Source organism: Lactococcus sp. UBA7128 (genome assembly GCF_002492185.1).
GTDB classification, from domain to species: domain Bacteria; phylum Bacillota; class Bacilli; order Lactobacillales; family Streptococcaceae; genus Lactococcus; species Lactococcus muris.
The window spans coordinates 1-21,513 of the sequence record NZ_DKXK01000007.1; the positions used below are offsets into that span (position 1 = coordinate 1).

The following is a 21,513-nucleotide window of genomic DNA, read 5'->3' on the forward strand; positions in this document are numbered from 1 at the left end:
ATAATCTTTTAAAACACATTATTCAAACTCATAATTATAAAGAAAATTTAATTTTTCATTTTCAACTTTCCATAAAAATAAGATTGATATTTTGACAAAAGTTTCATTACGTTATATATCCAAAAATTCAGAAAACTTATGATTTTTTTTGAGACTCAGTGAGCCTTAACAGAATTTCCACATATAAGTGACCTAATATGGTTTAATTATAATATTTTACAAGAAAATTTACCAACATTTACGCAAAAAGACACAGAAATGTAATCATTCTGTGTCTTCAATATATTATTCTTTGATTAAATTTGTCAACATTCCATTAATAAATTTACTTGATTTTTCATCACTAAAATCTTTTGCTAATTCAATAGACTCATTAATGGCAACGAGATTCGGTGTTTCTGTGAATAAGATTTCATAAGCACCTAAGCGGAGCAAGACCTGCTCAATCATTGTCAAGCGAGAAAAGCTCCAGCCTTTAGCCAAATATTCCGACAAGGCAGAATCAAGACTGTTTTGCTTTTCTAAGACACCATCAACTAATTCTGTGAAATAAGCGGGTGCTTCTACTGGCTCATCTGTATCATTATCGTAATTCAAGGCAAAAGCTTTTGCTTGAACCAAGATATCCTGAGAAGCTGTAGCAAACTTTGGTTCAGTCATCGCCAAAATTTCTGCAACTTCATCTTGAACGGTCAGAGGTTTAAAAAGCTCAACTGTAATCTTTTCACGAACACTTGAATGTACATCAGAGAACACCTTATTAAAAACTTCTAGTTTTTCTTCTGGAGTTTCAGCTCTGAAGCTTGCACGCAAGAAATCACGAACACGAACCGCAATGTTTTCTTCTTCCAGCTCGATATTAAAAAGGCGTACCAAATTCAAATTCAAGAAGATATCTTTGTATAAATCAACAGCTTCTTGATCCGTCATACGTTTAGTGTAACCGCCAAAATCACGGATAAAGCTCAATGCTTTATAAACTGCTGTTTTTTCACGATTAGGGATATCCAAAATTTCATAAATCTTGTCAATTTCTTTTAAAGGCTTTGTGAAAAAACGCGGAAAGTCACGGACTGGGATGCGCTCATCCTTATAGGCAATATCAAAGCGAATTGGCTTTGCCAATTCACGATTAATTTTTTCTATGTTGTTCTTAAACTCTGTCAGAACAGTTTCTGACATGGCTTTTCGGATATAGTATTCAAAAAGTGTTTGCACTGCACGCTGACGAATATTATGTTGCGTTAGCTTGTTAGGCATCAAAGAAGCCCTCATCAAACAAATCGTCAAAGCTTGGTTTTGGTAATTTTTCAGGAACAATACCTACAACATGGATGTTCACATCATCAATTACAATTTCTGTTGCTTGTTCAACTGCTTCTTTCACTTCTTTTTGAATATTGAGAGCTACTTGTGGCACGTTAATGCCGAAAGCCAAGTAGACATAAATATTAACAATAACCTTATCTTTTTTGCTTTCGATATAAACACCACGGCCTTCTGATTTTTTGCCGAGACTGTCTGAAAAGTGCTTGTTGCGTAATGCATAAACACCGTCAATTTTTGCAGTTGTGATGCCGATAATGACTTCAAGAACTTCTGGTGCAATAACGATTTCACCAAGTTCTGCAGTATGAACAGTTGTATCTGTCATCTTCTCTCCTCTATCTTTTCTTTTGCTTCTCCACGGAGCTGAGCTTTTATAGCACCTCAATATAAGTGAGGTCTAACAATAAACTGCTTATGCACGTTTAAGGTATTCACCCGTTTGTGTGTTAATTTCGAGCTTTGTTCCTACTTCTACAAAATCAGGAACGTTAACGACCAAACCAGTTTCCATCGTTGCTGGTTTACCTGAACCTGTCACTGTTGCACCCTTAATAGAAGGTTGAGTTTCAGTTACTTCAAGAACAACAGTTGTTGGCAATTGGATACCGATGACCTCTGTGCCATAAAATTGGATTTTTACATCTGTATTTTCAAGAACATAGAGCAACTCTTCTTTGACTTGTTCAACTGGAATTTCGTATTGATCATATGTTTCATTGTTCATGAAGAAAGCTGTATCGTCCATTTGATAAAGGTATTGTGCAGCTACTGTATCAATAACTGCTTGTTCAAACTTGTCTTCTGGACGGTATGTGTCGTCAAATGTAGAGCCTGAACGTACATCACGTAATTTCATACGCATGATTGTGTTACCTTTACCTGGTTTGTGATGACTTGCTTCCATAACACGGAGAAGCTTGTCTCCGTTCAAAAATGTCATTCCGGCTTTGAGGTCTTTTGCTGCTACCATAATTATATATATCTCCTAGTGAATATTCTATTTACTGCTCAAAGAGGCAGCCTTTAACAACTCATTTTAGCACAAATTCACCCTTTTTTCAAATTTCTGTTTATTTGCTAAAGGGAGCGTTTAAAGTAAATAGAGCTTTGCTTCAAGATATTAGATCAAAGTATCAGAAGTTCTTTTGGCGATTGTGTCAAGACTTGACAGCCTTCCTCAGTGATAAGTAAATCATCCTCTATCCGGACACCACCAAAGTCAGGAATATAGATTCCTGGTTCATCAGTAACGACCATGTTAGACTTGAGTGTTCCTTTTGCTTTGGCGCCAAAATAAGGAATCTCGTGCACATCTAACCCTAAACCATGACCGATACCATGTGTAAAGTACTCTCCATATGAGGCTGCTTCAATCACATCACGTGGTACCTTGTCAAAGTCAGCCAGAGTCATACCTTCCTTTGCTTCTGTGATTAAGGCTTCATTTGCCTGATGCACAGTATGATAAATTTCTCGCATCTTTGGATCGACCTCACCAACGAAGACGGTTCTTGTCATGTCACTCGCATAATGATTGTAGTAGCACCCGAAATCAATAGTTACAGGATCACCAAACTCAATCATTTTGTGAGTGGCTACACCGTGCGGCAAACTGCTGCGTTTTCCTGAAGCCACAATAGTATCAAAAGAAATACCGCTTGCACCCATTTCTCGCATTTTGAAGTCAAGAAAATTAGCGACTTCTATCTCTGTTCTTCCCGGCTCGATATATTTCAGTACAGCTTCAAATGCCTTATCAGCAATTTGACAAGCTTTCTTGATTGTGGCGATTTCATCTGAATCTTTAATTTGGCGTAACTCTGCTACAAAGTTAGCTGTAGGAACCAGCTTGGCATTCTTTAATTTTTCAGCCAACACACGATAAAATGCAAAATCAACAGTATCTTCAAAACCAACGACTTGAAGTCCTTCAGCAAGCTTTGCAATTTCGGCCAAGGCATCCCGCGTCTGGATAATCTCAAAACCCGTAATTAATTGACGTGCAATCCCAATATAACGATCATCAGTCATAAAGTAGGAATGATCTGCTGTCATGAAAACCGTTCCAGCCGTACCTGAAAAACCAGTCAAATAGTAGATATTTTTCATGTCAGTCAAGATTAAGCCCTCTAAATTTTCTCGTGCTATTTTTTCTTTTAAGTTACTGATTCTCATAGATTTCTCCTTTTCATTTGGGGTAGCTAACTCTATTATAACAAAGTCTGAACTATAATATTATATTTCTTTGCATAAAAAAGAACCTCCTAAAATAGATTGCCCTAGCCTTTACTATGGTGTCTATTTTACTTGGTTCCTCTTATCTTATGATAACTCCGCAACAATGGCTTTGAGCTGCGCTTTTGTTTGAACTCCCACAACCTGTTTAACCATTTGACCGTCTTTAAAGAAAATCAATGTTGGGATACTCATTACGCCGAAGGCTTGTGGTGTTGCTGGGTTTTCATCAACATCCAACTTGCAGATTTTTAGTTCTGACTCATCAAGTTCTTCAGCCAATTGTTCCAAGATAGGCGCTTGCATACGACATGGACCACACCATGTAGCCCAAAAGTCTACAAGAACTAATCCTTCTTTGATTTCTTCTCTAAAAGTAGCATCAGTAATATTATATTCCATTTTCGTACCCTCATTCTTTGTTATGAGTACATTCTAGCGAATTTTTCTCTGCTTTACAAATATTATGATTCTCTTTAAATTTTAAATCATTTTAGGGTAGCAATTGTTGCTCCACTTCCTCCAGCATTTACAGGAGCATACTCATAACTCTTGATATGTCGATGTTTTTGTAGTTTTTTCTGAACCATTTCACGGATGACTCCTGTCCCTATACCGTGTATAATCGTAATTTGTAACAGATTTGCCAAAAGCGCTTGATCAATATAATTATCCAACTCGAGCTCTGCTTCTTCATAGCGCATCCCACGTAAATCCAACTGTGCCTTCACTTTATTACTTACTTTTCGCGTAACTGATTTTGTTTTAGCTGGTTGGTGTTTAGCAGCTTCTTCCTCCGTTAACTCAAACTCATTCTCTTGTAGTTTAGTCATTATTGAACCCATCTGAACCTGCCAACGTCCATCTTTTTCAAGACGAATAAGTTTTCCGCGCTGACCATAAGCCGTAACAAGGACTTCAGCCCCCTGCTTGAGCCCACGCTGGGCTTTAGCTTTTTTCAAAACCTTATTCTTACTATAATCAACCGCAGGAACTAGGTTTTCAAGTTCGCCACGTGCAGCTATAATCTCATGAGGTTTGAGCTGTGCCTTCTCATTAAGTGTTTTGAGAATGGCTTGTGCTTCTTGGCTTGCTTTTTTCACAACTTCTTGTGCTTCACGTTTAGCCTTTTCCAGCTCTTGCTCACGCTCTCGATTAATCTGGTCATAAACTCTGGTCAAGTCCCTATGAAGTGCAATATTTTCATGCTCTAGCTTTTTAATATGGGCGGCAGCTTCCGTCACTTCACGCGTCTTTTCTTCCAAACGAGCAATCATCTGATTCACATCATGTGCTTCATCTGAAAGCAGGTCACTGGCTTGTTGGATAATGTAATCCGACAAGCCTAAACGCCGTGAAATCTCTAAGGCATTTGAACGCCCTGGCACGCCAAGTTGCAAGCGAAAAACCGGACGCATTTGTTCAATATCAAACTCCATGCTTGCATTAATAACTCCAGATGTTTCCACACCATAAGCCTTGAGTTCTGGATAGTGCGTACTCGCCAGCGTCTTTACATGCCTTTCACGTAAAAATTCTAAAATGGCAATGGCTAGCGCTGCTCCTTCCTTGGGATCTGTACCTGCTCCCAGCTCATCAAAAAGAACCAAGGAAGTGTGGTCAGATTTTTCCAAAATCTCTACAATATTTGTCATATGACTTGAAAAAGTCGAAAGACTTTGCTCAATTGATTGTTCATCGCCAATATCTGCAAAGATTTCGTTGAAGACATGCACTCGGCTTCCCTTACCCGTCAAAATAGGAAGGCCAGATTGCGCCATTAAAGTCAGCAAACCCACCGTCTTTAGGGTAATGGTTTTACCGCCAGTATTAGGACCTGTAATGACAATCGTATTTAAACTGCTGTCAAACTTTATATCATTAGATACAACGACTTTCGGATCAATGAGTGGATGCCGTGCATCGTAAAAACAAATGTCATTATCATGCGCCAATTCGGGAATACTTGCCCTGTATTTTAACAAGTAGTTATATTTGGCTTTAATCAAGTCCAGATGACCTTGCACCCAAGCATTTTGTCGAATATCTGCACTGAATGGTTTTAATTGCTCACTGAGTTCACGTAAAATCCGAAGGATTTCGTTTTTCTCCTCAATTTTCTTTTGATTGAGGTTATTGTTAAGGGAAACGACTGCATTCGGCTCAATATAAAGTGTTTGTCCCGAGGCGGACATGTCATGTACAACACCTGAGATTCTATTCTTACTGTCTGCACGGACAGGAAGAACTTGACGTTCATTACGAACGGTAATCAGATTTTCAGTCAAAGAAGCTGTGTTTTTAGACAGGAGTTCCTGCATAACCTTTTTGATTTCTGATTGGTAACGTTTGATGGCTGAACGAATGTGCATCAGCTCGGGTGAAGCATTGTCATAAAGTGTTCCAGAATTATCAAAAATTTCAAGAGCTTTATGAACGGTAGAAAGGTCCGTAAACTTGCTGATGAGTTCTTCTAAAGCCGGAATATTAACATTCTCTGCCTCCTCAAAATAGCGCAAGATATTCAGTCCCTGCTGAACAATTTTTTTAATTTCTACAAATTCACGGCCGCTCAGCTGAGCATCCAGTTCTAAACGTCGTAAGATCTCACTAATGTCACCCGTTTTAGACAACTGAATTTGTCCATTTTCTTGTATTAGTTTTTCAAACTCAGACAGTTCATCAAATAAGGGTTGTATTTTACGTCTATCAGAAAGAGGCTCTAGTTCTTCCAGCTCTTTTTTCCCTTGAGCGGTGGTTAAAAAGGCCAAAAATTGCTCTTTGACCTTATCAAATTCTAAAATTTGGATGATTTTTTTATTCATAAGTTTTAAATATTACCTATAATGTTCTCAATAAAGATATTTTTCAGCATTCCCGAAGAAATCGGAGTATAGCTGACCATTAACCGGGCTAATACTGAGGCATTCAACTGATTTTGAACGTTCATCATCGGTACAAGTGCCAATAGAGTAAGAGCCATCTGAATCCCAAAATAAGTTGCTCCTACAGCAAGTACACCCGCAATAATTTTTCCATTTTTTCCAAGAGGTTGTAAGCGCGTAATATGGACAAAAAGTCCAATAAGACGAATGACAACATAGGAGAGCACAAAAATGACAATAAAAGCTAACCCTGCGTAAAAAGCTTCATCAACTTGGAACAGTATGCTGTTATCAAAAAAGAGTAAGCGAGAGTCTGCTGTTGCACTTGAAAAGGGGACCCACATTGTGAGGTGCGCTGCCAGCGTCTTATAATTTAAAAAGGCAATGATAGCTGATACAATGAGGCCTAAACTATAAATTGCCTGCAAAACCAATCCGCGGGAATAACCAACTAAAAAGGCCCATACCAGCAATGCTAAAATAAGTAAGTTAATAAGCATAATCTTTTCCTAAATTTCTGTAAATCATTCGTATTATACTCATTATACCTTATTTTCTCCTCATTTACCAAAAAGGCTTGAAGAATGTCCTGTTTGCAAGCTGTGGCTAAATTTTAGCTTCTGTGTCATATCATTGATGGCGAGAACTGCTTCGCCAAACCCAACAGACATTAGAGGTGCTTTTCCTTCATAGTCACTTGCATCACCAGCTACATATAGCCCCGTAACATTTGTTTCCTGCTGCCGATTAGACTGGATTCGTCCTCTGCGACTGAGAGCTATTTTTTCATTTAAATCCACATGATTGGTCATCATTCCATAATTTACCAAGATTTTTTCCACTTCTAATTTCTGTATTTCCTCAGATTTCACACGTTGAAGCACAAGACCATTTGTGGATAAGAAGACAGGGAGATATGGCGTATGCACTTCAACTGTTGATTTTTCAAGTTCCGCTACAGTTAAAGCATGCGCTCTAAATGAGGATCGCCGATGAACCAAGTGAACTTTTTTCGCCACCTTCTCCAGCATAAGTGACCAATCTAAGGCACTGTCACCACCGCCTAGAACAGCTACTTCTTTCCCACTGTATTCCTCTAAATTTTTTATAAAATAGTTAATCCTCCCTAATTTATGAAGTTCTTCCTCGCCCTCAAGATTAAGCTTACGCGGACTTAATAATCCAGAACCTGTTGTCAGTAAAACTGCTTTTGAACGATGTGTCCCCTTATCCGTTTGCAGTTTAAACTCCTTGCTCTCATCATCTAAACTGATATTTTCCACCTTCTCATCCAAATAAAGCTCATGTGGAACACGCGCAAGCTGTGTCAAAAGATTTTCTGCCAAAGCTGCACCTGAGATTTCAGGAAGTCCTGCTATGTCATATATCATTTTATCTGGATAAAGTGCTTGGGGTTGACCGCCTGCTTCTTCTAAAGCCTCAATAATTTTGACCGTCATTCCACGCATACCCGCATAAAATCCAGCATAGAGTCCAACAGGACCTGCACCGATAATTGTTAAATCGTATAAATTTTCCATAAAGACATTATAGCAGAAAAGCATATTTGTCAAAAGTTTTTGACATTCCTTGGTTTGAAATTCTAAAAGAACTCTACCGAAGTTCATTCCGATAGAGTTTTATAGTCTTTATCCCACACCGAAAAATCAAATTCTAACTTGATTCTCTTTGCAATTCTTCTGGTTATATCTGGAACAAGACCCTTGTTTTCAGCTTCAAACACGTCCTAACAGTTTCTTTATCCCCTGAATAATCTTGTATTTTATCGGTTGTGGATAGTATGAAAATTCTCCAACCTTTTGTGTAATGTAGCCGCCAAAGTTTTGCTTAAACTTCAAAACACCATCACTGCCGTCAAATTTACCTGAAATACCGTAGAAGTTATATGTTACCAACTGACGTTCAAGTGCATGAAGCATGGCTGTATGTTGCATGAGGAAAGGCCCTCCAAGCTTGCCATAGGCGCCATCTGAACCACCATAAAGGTAGAGAAATTCGCGATTCACTTCAATAAAAACACCCGCTGCAATTGCTGTTCCACCTTGAAAAGTCAGCAGAAATTCAATGTTGTCACCGAAAGCCGTATAGAGTTCTTGATAATAGTCCAAGTCCTTTGTTGCGAAGTGGCGTTTTTCTCCCGTGTTGCCAATCAATCGTTCAACTTCTGCAAGCTCATCATAAGTTGCAGCTCTCACGATAACTTCATTTTTTATCGCTTTTTTTACATTGCGCTTAGCATTGGAGTTATAGCTTTTGAGAAGCGATGCTTCGTCAGTGATTTCGGATAAATCCTTAATATATTGCCATTCTGCAACTGCATCTTGTTCTTCATAACCAACATGACGTCCATTATAAGTCAAGCCTAGCTTTTTCATCTCAGAAATAAAGGACTCATTAGCTTCTTCTAACGCTTGTCCCTTACTGTCAAAAACCATATAGTTTATGTCTGGCCGCACCTTCACTTCTAGGACTTGATGATTTTTAGCATATTTTTTTAATTCTTGAATAAAATAATTAAAAATGACTTGGTCAAAGTTACCAATCGGTCCAAAATTAATTTCAAGCTTTGCACCGCCAGAAACAGAAATAGAAGTTATCAAAGCTGCCATCTTAATCTTATCATTGATTGTTACGGCTAGAAAATTAAGCTTGTACCCCCGCTTTGCCAGCATGTCTGCCATCTGCGGCGTTTGCAAAAAAGATGTTGTTTCTTCAGCTGCAAATGCTGTAAATTGTTCTTGAGAGATTTCTAAGAATTCCATTATTTTCTACCTAAAATAGTTTTAGCCATGCTTAAGATTTTATGCTTAAGTGGTTTTGGATAGTAAGTGAAATAACCCACCTTACGTACGACATAGCCTGAAAAATTTTGTTTAAAGTGTAGGACACCATCTGTGCCGTCAAAAGTACCGGCAATCCCAAAGAAATTATAGCTCTTTACACCCTTATTCAAAGTTTTTTTCATCACATAATGTTGGATAGCGAATGGTGCATATAATTTTTTAAACGCTTCATATGAACCACTGAACAAATAGATTGTCTCGCTGGCGCCGTAAATAAAGAGTGAACCAGCTAATATGATATCTTCACGACCATGCTCCGCAATAAACTCGCGCGCTTCTGCTAAACGAACTTTTTGAGTTTCAAGCTGATTTTCTAATTCCTTACGTTTGCCCTCTTTTTTAGTTTTTTCAATCTGACCTGTAAGTTTATCAATTTGAGTTACAATAGCCTTCTCATAATCAGCAAAGTTGATTTCTGCAACCAGAAACTCTGCTTTATCACCAAAAGTTTTATAAAGACTTTGGTAATAGGCTAAGTCATGATCATCATAACCACGACGTTCCGAAGTTTCAGAGGTAATTTTTTTGAACTTGTCTAGTTCTTCATAGGCCAAAGGGCGTACCCGAATACCGAACTGCTGTGTTTTCTTTACAGAATATTGCCCATCCTTAGTGTAAGATTTAAGCAATTTTTTGTCATCTGCAATTTCTGATAAATCTTTGATATAGTGCCAAGTTGACTCTCCACGTTGATTATAGCCTACTTCTAAACCTGTGTGATTATAGCCAAGCTCTTGCATGTCTGCGATAAATTTTTGATTTTCTGCTGTAAGTGGATGCCCTGAGCTGTCAAATTCTTGATAGTTTGTATTAGGAATAACCAAGAGTTCCATACCACCATGCTCTTTGACAAACTGTCGCAGTTCTTTATAGAAAAACTTTTCCACAGCCTCTTGATATTCTTGATAAATTGGACCATACTGGATTTCGTAATGCTTCCCTCCAGTCATACTTTTTGCCCCTAAAAGAGCGGCCATTTCTATTTTGTCGGATTGGACAGCCAAGAAAGTGACTTCCCAACCATTCGCCTTCATCAAGTCTGCCATTTCAGGAGTCTGTAAAAAACTTCCACGGCTTACGTTTTCATTGAACTGGGCAAAATCTTCAGCCGAAATTTCTCTTAATTTATAATTCAAAACATATCCTTACTTCTTTAATGATTTTACTTATTATAGCAAAAAAGGCCAGATATTTCAGCCTCTCTTTCTAAACAAAAGCGTTTTTTCCTTTTGCGCAAGTTGATCCTTGTCCTGAACTGCCACAAAAATAATAAGCGCCACAAAAACAAAAGTTGCTAGGAATAAAAGATAGTTTAGCAGTGAAAAATCACGTATACCAAAGCTCGCCACATCCACAGTGTGAATAATATTTCTTAATAAATTTAAAGAAGCAGCGCTAAAAAAGAGCAAAACAATCCCAAAGTTTGATAAACCAGCATCACGAAAACGGCGTGCAAATAAGGCAAGTGTTGGTAGAAATAAGCCTAAAGCAATGAGGAAAATAATAAATAAAAGCAGCCAGCTCGCAAGAAAAGCATGTCCGAAAAATATATTCTCAAAGAGCTGAGTGCCCGAAAACAGCAGTCCCAAAACAGTGAAAAGAGCAACAATGCTAAGTTGAACCATCCAAAAGCTGAGACGACTACTCCTTCCTCTAAAAGATACATAGCCCACAAAATAATTCTTTATAGCTTGAAAAAATGATTCATGACCCATTTCTTGAATTTTAGGTGTTCTATAAACAGGTTGTGAAAACTCAGGCATACCAGCTTGTGACTTGGATGAGGGCAAAGCGTTAAGAATAAGCATACTTAAAAAGCCACCAAAAGGTACTATAAGGATAAAAATCAGTTCCCAAGGTAAACCAGTATCACGTAAACGACGTACAGCTATGGCGCAAAAAGGAAGAGCAGCCACTAAGCTATAAAGCCCCCATAGTCCAATGAAAAAATAGGAAAAAACAGACCAGATGTCTGGCAGCACATCATTTGATAACAGGTTAAATAATCCCGCTAAGATAAGTAAACACAGTGTTAAGACACCATGCCCCAACATAGCCAACCAATAGTCTTTTCGATTGGTTCTTTCTTTGAAAGAAATATACCCTAACCAAAATTTTTGATAAGATTGTTTGAAATCTCTGAAACTAAACATATTTTCCTCATTTCATTAGTAATCGTTTTGCTTGCGCTAAGGCTTCTACAGTTACATCATCCCCTGCTAACATTTTTGCAACTTCCTCAATCCGTTCTTCTAAGTGAAGTTTTCGAACTGTTGAAGTTGTGACATCATCTGTTGAAGCTTTTTCTATGTAAAATTGCGTGTCAGCAATAGCGACAACTTGAGGGAGGTGGGAAATCGCCAATACTTGCCCTGCTTGTGCAATCTTATATATTTTTTGCGCAATTGCCTGAGCAACACGTCCTGATACACCTGTATCTACCTCATCAAAGACAATGGAAGTTTTATTTTCACGTCTTGAAAAACTAGATTTAATGGCCAGCATTAGACGGGACAGCTCTCCACCAGATGCTGTTTTTGCCAAAGGCTTGAATCCCTCTCCTGGATTGGTTTGGATATAAAATTCTACTTGCTCATTACCTCTGCTTGAGAATTTTCCACTCTCAAATTTCACAGAAAAGTCGGCTTTTTCCATGTAAAGATCAGCAAGCTCTTTTTTTATGTCTTCTTCAAGTTCTTTGGCTATAGCATGCCGCGCAGTATTGAGTTCTTCACTCGCTACCAAAAGTTCTGCTTGTGCTTCCTTAAGTGCTTCTTCTAGACTCTCACTGTCTTCTGTTCCTCCGGTCAAGTCTGACAGTTCGAGCTGTATCTTTTCCAAGCTTTGCAAAACATCAGAAAGTTCTGGACCGTATTTTTTACGCAGTGTGTTTAAAGTTAAGATTCTTTCTTCAATTTGCAAAAGCTCTGTAGGGTTAAACTCAATCATATCCATAGCTGTTGCTAACCTTGTGGACACTTCTTCAAGTAGATAATAAGCATCCATTGTTTTGTCCGACAAGTCTTGATAATCTTGATCAAACTCAGCAGCATGTTCTAACTCAGACATAGCTGTACGAATGCCACTTAGACTTGAAAAGTCCCCTTCGTCATCGTCCAAAGCCAAATAAGCTGTATTCAGGGCATCTGCTATATTTTTAGCGTTGTTGAGCTTGGCTCTGCGTACTTGCAATTGTTCATCTTCTTTTAGGTCAATTTCCGCTGCTTCAATTTCTTCCACTTGAAATTGTAAAACTTCAATACGCTGCGCAAACTCCTGCTCATTTTTTTGGCGGGTTTCTAAAGCTTGTCGAATTTTTTTATAGTGTTCAAACTTAATCTGATACTCCGACTTGATTTGTTCAAATGTTTCATCTCCAAACTCATCAAGCAAACGGAGGTGATGCTTAGCATTCATTAATTCTTGATTGTCATGTTGACCATGAATATCAACCAAAAGCTCTCCTATTTCTCGTAATGTTGCAAGATTAACCATTTGCCCATTCACACGACAAACTGAACGGCCGTTAGCAAAAATATCCCGACGCAAAATAAGTTCACTGCTGCTTTCAAGACCTAAATCTTCAAGTCTCCGCTCAAGTTCTTTGTTTTCCTCTGCAAAAAATAGCCCCTCAATCTCGGCCTTATCTTTGCCTGTACGGACAAAGTCACTCGAACTACGCCCGCCAAGTAAAAGCCCCATTGCATCAATGATAATAGACTTCCCAGCTCCAGTTTCACCTGTCAAAATCGTCATTCCATTTTCAAAAGAGATATGAATTTCTTCGATAATTGCAAAGTTTTTGATAGAAATTTCTTGTAGCATACCGTTTCCTTTTATAAACTTAATTCGTCATAAATTGTATTCGCTTGCCGTCTTGTTTCACAGATAATCAAAATACTGTCGTCATCCGTCATAATTGAAAATATTTTTTTATTGTATCGGTTGATCAGACTCTTTTTAATGACGCTGGTTGTTCCAGGTTTAGCCGTGATTGAAATCATGTTTTCATGCATTTTCAATTCAAGAATCGCCTCATTGGCCAGTTCTTTATGCAAGAGATCTTTTTGCTCTTCGTCATGCTGGTGTGGCAAAGCATAACGATAGCCTCCTTGACTTCCGGGGATTTTGATGAGAGCTAAGGACTTAATATCCCGTGAAACCGTTGCCTGAGTCACATCGATATCATTTTCCAAAAGCTCCTGTACAAGCTCGTCTTGAGTTTGCACTTCTTTTGCGGTAATGAGTTTTGAAATAAAATCAAGTCGTTCTTCTCTTCTCATGTCAATGTTTCCTTTTCTGTTTTTAGTACAGCTTCAATATCAATATGAGACGCGACTGTAGCTGCCTTTTCTTTTTTCAAATGCACTAAAAATTCAACATTCCCTGCCCCTCCTTTGATGGGAGAAAAGGTTAAGTGTTTTACTGAAAATCCAGTACTCAGCGCTGTATTTATGACTTTTTCAATCGTCCACTTGTGTATTTTCGGATCCTTAATGATTCCATTTTTCCCCACTTGATTACGCCCAGCCTCAAACTGTGGTTTAATCAAAGCAGCAACGTCTCCCTCTTCTGCCAAAATATCAAACAAGGGAGGTAAAATCAAGTCAAGAGAGATGAAGCTAACATCAATTGAGGCGAATTCTGGTTGTCCTTGTGTAAAATCTTCTAAAACAGCCTTGCGAAAGTTAAACTGTTCCATCACCACAACACGACTATCTTTACGAAGTTTCCATGCGAGCTGGTTGGTTCCAACATCCAAGGCATAGACACGCTTAGCACCATTTTGAAGCATAACATCCGTAAAACCTCCTGTTGAGGCACCAATATCCAAGCAAGTTTTTTCTTCCACAGAAAGGTAAAACTCTTGCAGAGCTTTTTCTAACTTCAGACCACCACGACTCACATACTTTAGCTTTTCTCCTTTGAGCCTTAGTTCTGTACTGTCTTCAATCTTTTGTCCTGGCTTATCAAAGCGCTCACCTGATTTAGCATCCACCACTAAGCCAGCCATAACACCACGTTTGGCCTGCTCTCTCGTTTCAAATAAACCTTGATCTGCTGCTAAAACATCTACTCTTTCTTTCATTTTATTTCTAGACTTTCTATAATTTCGATAATTTCAGCACTTGATGCAACCTGTGCCAAGTCATCTTTTACAGTTTTCAGCAATCGCTTTAAAGCTTCCTGTGCACCTTGTAAACCAAGTAGGGCAACATAGGTTGACTTTTCTTCCACTTGATCTTTTCCTGGTGTTTTGCCGATTTCTTCAAATGTTCCTGTCACATCAAGAATGTCATCCCGTATCTGGAAAGCCAATCCCAAATTTTGTCCAATCTCTCGTAACTTTGCCATAACATCTTCTGGTTGTTCAGCAATAATTCCAGCCGCTACAAAAGGGAAAGCCAACATTCTTCCTGTTTTCAAATGATGGATGTTTTTAACTTGCTCCGTGGACAAGGTTTTTCTCTCAGCATCCATATCTAAAATTTGTCCAGCAACCATCCCCAAAGAACCACTTGCATAAGATAGCTCTTTCACTAAGTCTACAACTATTGGTGCAGAAAAAGATGACTTTGCCAGTATATAGTAAGGGTCCAAAAAAAGCGAATCTCCTGCCAAGATTGCTGTTGCTTCATCAAATTTTTTGTGATTCGTCAGCTGTCCCCGACGGTAATCATCATTGTCCATGGCCGGAAGATCGTCATGAATCAAACTGCCCGTATGAATCATTTCTACAGCAGCAGCAACTTGATAGTGCGCTGTTTCAAGTGGAATCCCAAAAGCTTTAAGCATCTGTAAGAACAAAAGGGGACGAATTCTTTTTCCACCTGCTGTAAGTGAATAAACTATTGAAGCTGCCAAGTGTTGAGGAATTTCAGCTTTTTCATAAAATTTTGTGAGCTCTTTCTCAAGCATTTTCATATTGATAACCATTTCTTATATTATCCCATTTCAAAGAAATAATGTCCAATAGAAAATCGCGTGCTCTGCAGCTGAAAAAGTTCCTTTGAGTGAAAAACATTCTCTGTAAGAAAGAGACTAAAAAATTCTATTTTATCCAAATTGTACAAAAATAGAATCTTATGCTTGAGCGATTTTCTCTTTATATTTTTATGACTTATTGCCTTTTCTCAACAGAAATCTGAAACAAAAGTCGAAAGTTAATGGATTTAAAACAAAACGCAAAAAAGCTTAACCAATCTATTCTTGTACTTAGGGTTAAGCCTTCTCTATTTTTAAGGATTTTGCCATAGCCTATGAACTTATTTTTTAGACTTTCGAATCCTTTTTGTTGCTCTTATCTGCATCTGTCTCCCTTTTTTATATTTTGGTGGGGAAACAACGATTTTTTCCTATTTGCTTACTTATTTCTATCACAGTAAAGCCAGGTTTTAATGACGTTCTCTGTTAAAGCCTTGATGTTTTTTAAGGTTACTTCTTTGTCCATTGCTTCTTCCAAAGAAAGTACTGCGCGCTGAATACTGTAACTTGCCAGCAGTACTCGGTTCATTTCTCCTAGCTCATCTGCCAAAGCCCCACAAAAAGCAAGCGTCGGTACATTGTATTTTTCTCCCAGCTTTGCCATTCCGAAAGGAACCTTTCCCTTTGCAGTCTGAAAGTCCATCCGTCCCTCGCCCGTGATAATCAAGTCTGCATTTTTAATACTGTCTTCAATTTTTAGAAGCTGAGCAATTTTAGAAAATCCTGACTCTAGTCTTCCACCTAGTAAGATAATAGCTGCACCTAAGCCTCCGGCTGCACCTGTTCCTGGTATCTCTTGCAGGTCAATATTTCGTTCTTGTTTTATTTTTTGAGCAAAATTCTGTGCAGCCAAGTCTTGGGCTTCAAGAATTTCAGAATTTCCTCCTTTTTGCCTGCCGAAGAATTTTGCATAACCTTTTGGTCCTGCATAAACATTAGTGACATCAGCTAAACCCGTGATTTTTATATCTGAAAAGTCTTCGCCTTCTAGGGCCTGCAAAAGACCCAAGCCACCATCAGAACTTCCTGTACCTCCAAGACTGAGTATAATTTCAGTTGCCCCTCTCTTTTTAGCATCTAAAAACAAGGCGCCAAGTCCAAAAGTTGTTGCCTTTTGAACCGTTTCTTCACTGGGTATAACTTTATCAATTCCTACCACTTCGGCTGCCTCAATAAAAGCCAGCTCCCCATCAATCAATAGATAGGAAGCCTGCAAGGGACGTTGTAATAAATCAACTGTTTCAACATTGATATAATGTCCACCCAAGCCAGTTTTTACTGCCGAAAGACTTCCTTCTCCACCGTCAGCAATTTCAAAAGTTTCAACTTTTATCTCGGGAGAGAACGACAAAATCGCAGTCTTTACTGCCTGATTTAGCTCTGCACTTGTGACAGAGCCTTTAAAAGAATCTATCGCTACTACGACTTTCATATTTTTCTCTCTTTCGCGGCCTTGTATTGTCATCATAGTGAAGGAAAACTATTTTTACTCTCCTTGAGTCGTTTCTAATTATAATACAAAATATTGTTACTTGAACAAGCCTTATTCTCCTAAAAAGTCAGTTTCTGAGCCGTCCTTGCCAACAATCTTCACCAGAGTTTTTTCCGCTTCATTTAGGGTTGCTTTAAGTTTTTCAGAGAGAAGCATTCCCTTTTGAAATTCAGAAATGGCATCTTCTAAAGCCACATCTCCACTCTCTAGTTTTTTGACAATTGTTTCAAGTTCTACTAAATTTTCTTCAAATTTTGCTTCTTTTTTTGTAGCCATACTTATCCTCTATTTTATTTCTGCACGAACTGTACCGTCGCTCAACTCAAGATTGACTTGATCACCAGTTTGAACATCATTGACGCTTTTAATAATTTTACCACTGTGTGTGGTGACAAGTGAAAATCCACGTGCTTTGATTTTGCTGATATCCATCAAGAGGAGAGCTTGCACCAAATTATCCACTTGATTTTTCTTTTGCTCATAAAGTTTTGCAAAAGCAGGAGTGAGTCTACCAGCCAATAATTCATAGCGATGTTTCTCCCGATAAATTTTGTTTTCAGTCAAATTTTGTAAACGGCTGGTCAAATGGTCAATCTTCTGAATATGCCCGTCATAGAGACGCTCAGGCTGCCGAAAAACTACTGAATTGGCCAGTTTTTCCACCCGCTCTCTCTGTGTCTGGATAAGGTGAGTGACACGGTTGCGCATACGGAGCTCTTGATCATCTGCCCAAGCTAACAAATCCAGCTTTGTATTAGGAGTTGCTAGTTCGGCTGCTGCTGTTGGTGTTGCTGCGCGTCGATCGGCAACGAAATCAGCTAAAGTCGTATCAGTTTCATGTCCCACTGAGGAGATAACTGGGATACGAGATTCAAAAATAGCACGTACAACAATTTCTTCATTAAAAGCCCATAAATCTTCAATGGAGCCACCACCTCGTCCAATGATGAGTATGTCAACGTCCGCACGTTCATTCACAGCTTCAATATTTGCTGCTATTTCTTCCGCAGCTCCTGCGCCTTGAACCTTTGTTGGATAAAGTAAAATCTGACTCATTGGAAAACGACGGTTAACTGTTGTGATGATGTCTCTTATAACAGCACCAGACGGGCTAGTAACCACTGCAATTTTTTTAGAAAAAAGTGGCAGTTCTTGCTTCCACTGCGGGTTGAATAAACCTTCTGCTGTTAATTTTTTTTTCAGCTGTTCGAACTTCACAGCCAAAGCACCAATACCATCTGGAACAATATTTTCAATATTGATAGAATAAGAACCTGAGGGAGCATAGAGGCTGATACGACCAGTCACAAGGACTTTCATCCCATCTTCCAGTTTAAAATCGAGTTTTTTAAACTGTCCCGCCCACATAGTTGCCTGTATTACAGCTTTTTCATCTTTAATTGCAAAATACTGATGACTGGGACGTTGACGAAAATTTGAAATCTCTCCTGTCAAGTAAACACGTTCCAAATAAGGATCACGATCAAACTTTGCTTTCAAATATTTGGTGAGAACTGATACTGTTAAATACTCTGTCATATTTTTATTCTTTCTAGATGTGCTTAATTTATCCTAGACTTCCATTATTTCATCGAAGTTTCTGCTGCACGTATAGTTTGTTCCATCAGCATAGTGATTGTCATCGGTCCAACTCCACCGGGAACTGGGGTCAATAAGCCCGCAACCTCTTTTACCTGCTCAAAATCAACATCACCATGGAGTTTACCGTTTTCATCACGATTCATTCCCACATCAATGACAACTGCACCTGCTTTTACATCTTCCGCCTTGATAAAACGGTCTTGCCCAATAGCCACGACTAAAATATCTGCCGAACGTGTCAGTTCAGAAAGATTTTCCGTACGTGAATGCGCAATCGTTACTGTTGCATTCGCCATCATCAGCAGCTGAGCCATTGGCTTCCCAACAATGTTTGACCGACCAATGACAACTGCTTTTTTGCCTGAGAGTTCCACGCCATAAGCTCGGAACATCTCCATAATGCCTGCTGGTGTTGAAGGAATCATCAAGGGACTGCCGCTCCACAGCTTACCCATATTAATAGGATGAAAGCCATCAACATCTTTTTCAGGTGATATTGCGAGCAAAACCTTTTCTTCCGAGATATGTGGAGGGAGTGGCAGCTGTACAAGAAGCCCGTGCCAAGAAATGTCGTTATTATAGCTTTCAATCAAATCTAGTAACTCCGCTTCAGAAGTTGTGTCTGGTAAACGAACAATTTCAGACTTAAGACCAAGTTTGGCAGCTACACGCTCTTTATTTCGAACATAAACTTGGCTTGCTGGATTTTCCCCAAGCAAAATAACAGCAAGACCTGGCTGAATGCCCTTTCCTTTCAGTTTGTCAACTCTATTTTTAAGTTTTTCTTGCATTGTTTCTGCAAGAGCTTTTCCATCAATAATTTTCATACTTTTATTTTAGAAAAAAATAGGACAAAAACCCTGTAAACAAGCTCTATAACAGCTTTTTCAAGATTTCTTTCATCCCCCTAATTTCCTCTTTTTTCCTCCCTTTTCTGATACTTTTGGTTACTTTCAAAAGTCAAGTGCGTTCAGTTTAGCTTTCAAATCATTTTGCATATTTTGGGTCACATGGCTATACATAAGAAGGAGCTGTCGTGCATTTGCCACATAACCATGAAGATTCAAGGTGTGCGCAACTGTTAAAGTCGACGCTTCAAAATGAATGTCTTCCCAGCTTAAAGCCAACAATTCTCCTGTACGTAAGCCCGTTAAGAACATAAACTCTAAAATAGCCGTTTTCCTATAACATTTGGAAAGGCTATAGCCATAATCAAGAATAAGACGCATTTCCCGTCGATCCAAAAAGTCATTTTGCTTTTTCTTTATGTCTTCTAAAGTCCTTCTTACTTTAGGTAGAACCACCTGCGACATGGGATTATGCTCTATATAGCCAACATTTTGAGCATAAGTAAACAGAAGATTATAATAAGTTCGTCTCAACACTCGCGTTGTTGGCGCTAAATTCAAACCTAGTATGAATTGCTGGATCTCATTGCCCTTAATTTCTGAGATTTTTCTCCTTCCAAAATTGTCTAAAAACTTTCGGAAAGCCCATGTTTCTGTATGCACAGAAGAAGCTTTTAATTCTTCATCCCGAATCTTTCGCCACTCCCCAAAAACTTTTTGCACGCTAGGGACTTCTTTAAAACTTCCCTGACGGAGCTTTTCCTCTATTTTTAAAGCCAGTCTATTTTTAGCTTCTGCTTGCGCAACTCGACTCTTTGAATTTAAAGTCACTGTCACTTGACGCCATTTATCTTGTGCCTTATCAAAAAATTTTTCAAAATAGCAATACTTTCCATTGTCTAATTTTTTATAAAACATTGTTCCCCCTCGTTGACCAAGCAAGAGAGAAGTTATAAATCTTATTATAACATTTCTCTCTGCTTTTCTCCCTTACTTATCCAATAATCATAAAATCCTGCATAGCTTACCATGGTATGCCTTCTCGGTCCAACCACATATTTGCCATATTCTGGATCTCTCCTCATTTGGCTAATATAATTCTGTACTGTCTTCGGTTCGTACTCAAAAATATTTGCCAATTTATGTGCTGTACACAAATCTGTAAAACGTTCTTCCATAGTCCCCTCCTTACGATACAAAAAATAAGGACAAGATTTCTCTTGTCCTTGTGATAACGATTTTATTTTTAGTTCTCCATTTACTTTGTTATATTTCTTTCCTTACAAGTTTCCCCTCCTTATCTCTTTCTACACGAAATTTCTCCACAATGTCTTCCCTACGATAAGCTATTGCGGCTCCTGTATAATTGAAATGTTTATCCAGTTCCAATAGAAACAAAATCAAATTCAAGAGTCACAGACCTTTCAGGTACATCTGAACAATATAAACTCACAAATCGATGTCCTGTCAATCTATAAACAATCATATAGTCGTCCAATTTCAATTGATATGATTTTCCATTTATCCAATGCATAGAACCTAACTGCCTAGCTTTCCGTAAAATGATATTTATCGGAAGACCGTGTTTTTCTAGTTCCTTCACATACTCCCTCACATAACGTATACAGTTATCTAAGAAATTTAAAAAGACTTCCAAACGCTGACTGTATCTTTTATCATCAGCTCCTCCAAGATAAAAAGACTTGCCTTATCATGACAAATCTTTATTAATCTATACAACTATTCCCACAAAATTATTGGAAATAATAATGTAAAAAAGTAAAGCAATCATTTTTAAATAACACACCATCTTTTTTATCTTCCTCATTTCATCACTTTTTTAGGTGGTATGGCAATACTTGTAATACTGCTGTCCTATGTGCGGTTCATTTTCTGCACAATTTGTACACCGCCCACATTTTGTTCATAAGTGCTAAAGCTATTGCCTTTTACACTACTGATGACCCCTGCATGTCCATGTGGGTTCTCACTGACTGAACCTGCCATTGATTGGTATTGGGATTGGCCTTCTACGAGGACTTTATGATTTCTTCTTTTAATGCTTTCGAGTAAACTCTATTTTTCTCTTTATATACAATATCTATACCGTACTTCTCTATCAACTTTAACATACAATTAATATTGGATTTTTGGATATCAAAGTCTTGTGCAAGTTTACTCAAGCTACGGCCTTTTTTTCTGAGTGTATAGAGTTGGAGTTTATCCTTATAAGTTAATTTCATAGAAAAACACCCCTAAATGTTAGATTTTCT

Annotated in this window: 23 protein-coding genes; all 23 read right to left on the minus strand. The window is 38.3% G+C overall.

The annotated features are described in order from the left end of the window. Positions 1-285: 285 nt before the first annotated feature. The 23 genes from nusB to B4H39_RS00990 all read right to left on the minus strand — a co-directional run bounded on the left by nusB (position 286) and on the right by B4H39_RS00990 (position 21,483). Positions 286-1,260, minus strand: coding sequence for a transcription antitermination factor NusB (gene nusB / locus B4H39_RS00880; RefSeq protein ID WP_251421246.1), 975 nt, complete (start codon positions 1,258-1,260; stop codon positions 286-288). Next, positions 1,253-1,654, minus strand: a complete 402-nt coding sequence (locus B4H39_RS00885) for an Asp23/Gls24 family envelope stress response protein (RefSeq protein ID WP_202229917.1) — start codon at positions 1,652-1,654, stop codon at positions 1,253-1,255. The genes nusB and B4H39_RS00885 overlap by 8 nt, the downstream gene beginning before the upstream one ends. 87 nt (positions 1,655-1,741) lie before the next feature. Next, complete coding sequence (gene efp, locus B4H39_RS00890; protein ID WP_251421247.1) at positions 1,742-2,299, minus strand: elongation factor P; 558 nt, start codon at positions 2,297-2,299, stop codon at positions 1,742-1,744. Positions 2,300-2,454: 155 nt separating this feature from the next. Continuing rightward, the gene (locus B4H39_RS00895) at positions 2,455-3,504 is read right to left on the minus strand and encodes a M24 family metallopeptidase (RefSeq protein ID WP_251421249.1); all 1,050 of its coding nucleotides are present in this window, start codon (positions 3,502-3,504) and stop codon (positions 2,455-2,457) included. A gap of 147 nt (positions 3,505-3,651) precedes the next feature. Continuing rightward, positions 3,652-3,966, minus strand: coding sequence for a thioredoxin (trxA, locus tag B4H39_RS00900; protein ID WP_202229914.1), 315 nt, complete (start codon positions 3,964-3,966; stop codon positions 3,652-3,654). A gap of 86 nt (positions 3,967-4,052) precedes the next feature. Beyond that, positions 4,053-6,389: an endonuclease MutS2 gene (locus tag B4H39_RS00905; protein ID WP_251421252.1), complete on the minus strand. Its 2,337-nt coding sequence runs from the start codon at positions 6,387-6,389 to the stop codon at positions 4,053-4,055. A gap of 5 nt (positions 6,390-6,394) precedes the next feature. After that, the gene (locus tag B4H39_RS00910; protein ID WP_251421254.1) at positions 6,395-6,949 is read right to left on the minus strand and encodes a CvpA family protein; all 555 of its coding nucleotides are present in this window, start codon (positions 6,947-6,949) and stop codon (positions 6,395-6,397) included. A 60-nt stretch (positions 6,950-7,009) separates the two neighbouring features. Beyond that, positions 7,010-7,990, minus strand: a complete 981-nt coding sequence (locus B4H39_RS00915) for an NAD(P)/FAD-dependent oxidoreductase (RefSeq protein WP_202229911.1) — start codon at positions 7,988-7,990, stop codon at positions 7,010-7,012. A 195-nt stretch (positions 7,991-8,185) separates the two neighbouring features. Beyond that, a complete protein-coding gene (locus B4H39_RS00920) occupies positions 8,186-9,232 on the minus strand; it encodes a peptidoglycan bridge formation glycyltransferase FemA/FemB family protein (protein ID WP_251421256.1) in 1,047 nt (348 codons plus the stop codon). Continuing rightward, positions 9,232-10,449 (minus strand): aminoacyltransferase, encoded by a 1,218-nt coding sequence (locus tag B4H39_RS00925; protein WP_202229909.1) that lies wholly within the window; start codon positions 10,447-10,449, stop codon positions 9,232-9,234. The genes B4H39_RS00920 and B4H39_RS00925 overlap by 1 nt, the downstream gene beginning before the upstream one ends. Before the next feature lie 57 nt (positions 10,450-10,506). Beyond that, entirely contained in the window at positions 10,507-11,466 is a 960-nt protein-coding gene (locus B4H39_RS00930) for a DUF805 domain-containing protein (protein ID WP_251421258.1), read from the minus strand. 7 nt (positions 11,467-11,473) lie between these two features. Beyond that, a complete protein-coding gene (gene recN / locus B4H39_RS00935; protein WP_251421260.1) occupies positions 11,474-13,138 on the minus strand; it encodes a DNA repair protein RecN in 1,665 nt (554 codons plus the stop codon). Between the two features lie 11 nt (positions 13,139-13,149). Next, the gene (locus B4H39_RS00940; protein ID WP_251421262.1) at positions 13,150-13,596 is read right to left on the minus strand and encodes an arginine repressor; all 447 of its coding nucleotides are present in this window, start codon (positions 13,594-13,596) and stop codon (positions 13,150-13,152) included. After that, positions 13,593-14,402, minus strand: coding sequence for a TlyA family RNA methyltransferase (locus tag B4H39_RS00945; protein WP_251421264.1), 810 nt, complete (start codon positions 14,400-14,402; stop codon positions 13,593-13,595). The genes B4H39_RS00940 and B4H39_RS00945 overlap by 4 nt, the downstream gene beginning before the upstream one ends. Beyond that, complete coding sequence (locus tag B4H39_RS00950) at positions 14,399-15,250, minus strand: polyprenyl synthetase family protein (protein WP_251421266.1); 852 nt, start codon at positions 15,248-15,250, stop codon at positions 14,399-14,401. Before B4H39_RS00950 ends, B4H39_RS00945 begins: the two co-directional genes overlap by 4 nt. A gap of 427 nt (positions 15,251-15,677) precedes the next feature. Beyond that, positions 15,678-16,730, minus strand: coding sequence for a glycerate kinase (locus tag B4H39_RS00955; RefSeq protein ID WP_251421316.1), 1,053 nt, complete (start codon positions 16,728-16,730; stop codon positions 15,678-15,680). 111 nt (positions 16,731-16,841) lie between these two features. Then, positions 16,842-17,066, minus strand: a complete 225-nt coding sequence (locus tag B4H39_RS00960) for an exodeoxyribonuclease VII small subunit (RefSeq protein WP_202229902.1) — start codon at positions 17,064-17,066, stop codon at positions 16,842-16,844. 9 nt (positions 17,067-17,075) lie between these two features. Next, positions 17,076-18,329 carry an exodeoxyribonuclease VII large subunit gene (gene xseA / locus B4H39_RS00965; RefSeq protein WP_202229901.1) on the minus strand — a complete coding sequence of 418 codons (1,254 nt, stop codon included), beginning with the start codon at positions 18,327-18,329 and terminating at the stop codon, positions 17,076-17,078. Between the two features lie 44 nt (positions 18,330-18,373). Then, positions 18,374-19,219, minus strand: a complete 846-nt coding sequence (locus B4H39_RS00970; RefSeq protein ID WP_251421268.1) for a bifunctional methylenetetrahydrofolate dehydrogenase/methenyltetrahydrofolate cyclohydrolase — start codon at positions 19,217-19,219, stop codon at positions 18,374-18,376. Positions 19,220-19,345: 126 nt separating this feature from the next. Then, positions 19,346-20,158 carry a tyrosine-type recombinase/integrase gene (locus B4H39_RS00975; RefSeq protein WP_251421270.1) on the minus strand — a complete coding sequence of 271 codons (813 nt, stop codon included), beginning with the start codon at positions 20,156-20,158 and terminating at the stop codon, positions 19,346-19,348. A gap of 44 nt (positions 20,159-20,202) precedes the next feature. Next, entirely contained in the window at positions 20,203-20,418 is a 216-nt protein-coding gene (locus B4H39_RS00980) for a hypothetical protein (RefSeq protein ID WP_251421272.1), read from the minus strand. Between the two features lie 697 nt (positions 20,419-21,115). After that, a complete protein-coding gene (locus tag B4H39_RS00985; protein ID WP_277612225.1) occupies positions 21,116-21,247 on the minus strand; it encodes a hypothetical protein in 132 nt (43 codons plus the stop codon). Positions 21,248-21,270: 23 nt separating this feature from the next. Beyond that, entirely contained in the window at positions 21,271-21,483 is a 213-nt protein-coding gene (locus B4H39_RS00990) for a hypothetical protein (protein ID WP_251421274.1), read from the minus strand. Positions 21,484-21,513 lie beyond the last annotated feature (30 nt).

What these genes read in the sequence shown, in the direction of transcription:
- B4H39_RS00920 (WP_251421256.1), bottom strand. Translation starts at nt 9,232, where the DNA reads ATGGAATTCTTAGAAATCTCTCAAGAACAATTTACAGCATTTGCAGCT.
- B4H39_RS00990 (WP_251421274.1), bottom strand. Translation starts at nt 21,483, where the DNA reads ATGAAATTAACTTATAAGGATAAACTCCAACTCTATACACTCAGAAAA.
- xseA (WP_202229901.1), bottom strand. Translation starts at nt 18,329, where the DNA reads ATGACAGAGTATTTAACAGTATCAGTTCTCACCAAATATTTGAAAGCA.
- B4H39_RS00940 (WP_251421262.1), bottom strand. Translation starts at nt 13,596, where the DNA reads ATGAGAAGAGAAGAACGACTTGATTTTATTTCAAAACTCATTACCGCA.
- B4H39_RS00960 (WP_202229902.1), bottom strand. Translation starts at nt 17,066, where the DNA reads ATGGCTACAAAAAAAGAAGCAAAATTTGAAGAAAATTTAGTAGAACTT.
- B4H39_RS00970 (WP_251421268.1), bottom strand. Translation starts at nt 19,219, where the DNA reads ATGAAAATTATTGATGGAAAAGCTCTTGCAGAAACAATGCAAGAAAAA.
- B4H39_RS00930 (WP_251421258.1), bottom strand. Translation starts at nt 11,466, where the DNA reads ATGTTTAGTTTCAGAGATTTCAAACAATCTTATCAAAAATTTTGGTTA.
- recN (WP_251421260.1), bottom strand. Translation starts at nt 13,138, where the DNA reads ATGCTACAAGAAATTTCTATCAAAAACTTTGCAATTATCGAAGAAATT.
- B4H39_RS00985 (WP_277612225.1), bottom strand. Translation starts at nt 21,247, where the DNA reads ATGGCAGGTTCAGTCAGTGAGAACCCACATGGACATGCAGGGGTCATC.
- B4H39_RS00915 (WP_202229911.1), bottom strand. Translation starts at nt 7,990, where the DNA reads ATGGAAAATTTATACGATTTAACAATTATCGGTGCAGGTCCTGTTGGA.
- B4H39_RS00910 (WP_251421254.1), bottom strand. Translation starts at nt 6,949, where the DNA reads ATGCTTATTAACTTACTTATTTTAGCATTGCTGGTATGGGCCTTTTTA.
- B4H39_RS00895 (WP_251421249.1), bottom strand. Translation starts at nt 3,504, where the DNA reads ATGAGAATCAGTAACTTAAAAGAAAAAATAGCACGAGAAAATTTAGAG.
- efp (WP_251421247.1), bottom strand. Translation starts at nt 2,299, where the DNA reads ATGGTAGCAGCAAAAGACCTCAAAGCCGGAATGACATTTTTGAACGGA.
- trxA (WP_202229914.1), bottom strand. Translation starts at nt 3,966, where the DNA reads ATGGAATATAATATTACTGATGCTACTTTTAGAGAAGAAATCAAAGAA.
- B4H39_RS00975 (WP_251421270.1), bottom strand. Translation starts at nt 20,158, where the DNA reads ATGTTTTATAAAAAATTAGACAATGGAAAGTATTGCTATTTTGAAAAA.
- B4H39_RS00955 (WP_251421316.1), bottom strand. Translation starts at nt 16,730, where the DNA reads ATGAAAGTCGTAGTAGCGATAGATTCTTTTAAAGGCTCTGTCACAAGT.
- B4H39_RS00950 (WP_251421266.1), bottom strand. Translation starts at nt 15,250, where the DNA reads ATGGTTATCAATATGAAAATGCTTGAGAAAGAGCTCACAAAATTTTAT.
- nusB (WP_251421246.1), bottom strand. Translation starts at nt 1,260, where the DNA reads ATGCCTAACAAGCTAACGCAACATAATATTCGTCAGCGTGCAGTGCAA.
- B4H39_RS00885 (WP_202229917.1), bottom strand. Translation starts at nt 1,654, where the DNA reads ATGACAGATACAACTGTTCATACTGCAGAACTTGGTGAAATCGTTATT.
- B4H39_RS00980 (WP_251421272.1), bottom strand. Translation starts at nt 20,418, where the DNA reads ATGGAAGAACGTTTTACAGATTTGTGTACAGCACATAAATTGGCAAAT.
- B4H39_RS00905 (WP_251421252.1), bottom strand. Translation starts at nt 6,389, where the DNA reads ATGAATAAAAAAATCATCCAAATTTTAGAATTTGATAAGGTCAAAGAG.
- B4H39_RS00945 (WP_251421264.1), bottom strand. Translation starts at nt 14,402, where the DNA reads ATGAAAGAAAGAGTAGATGTTTTAGCAGCAGATCAAGGTTTATTTGAA.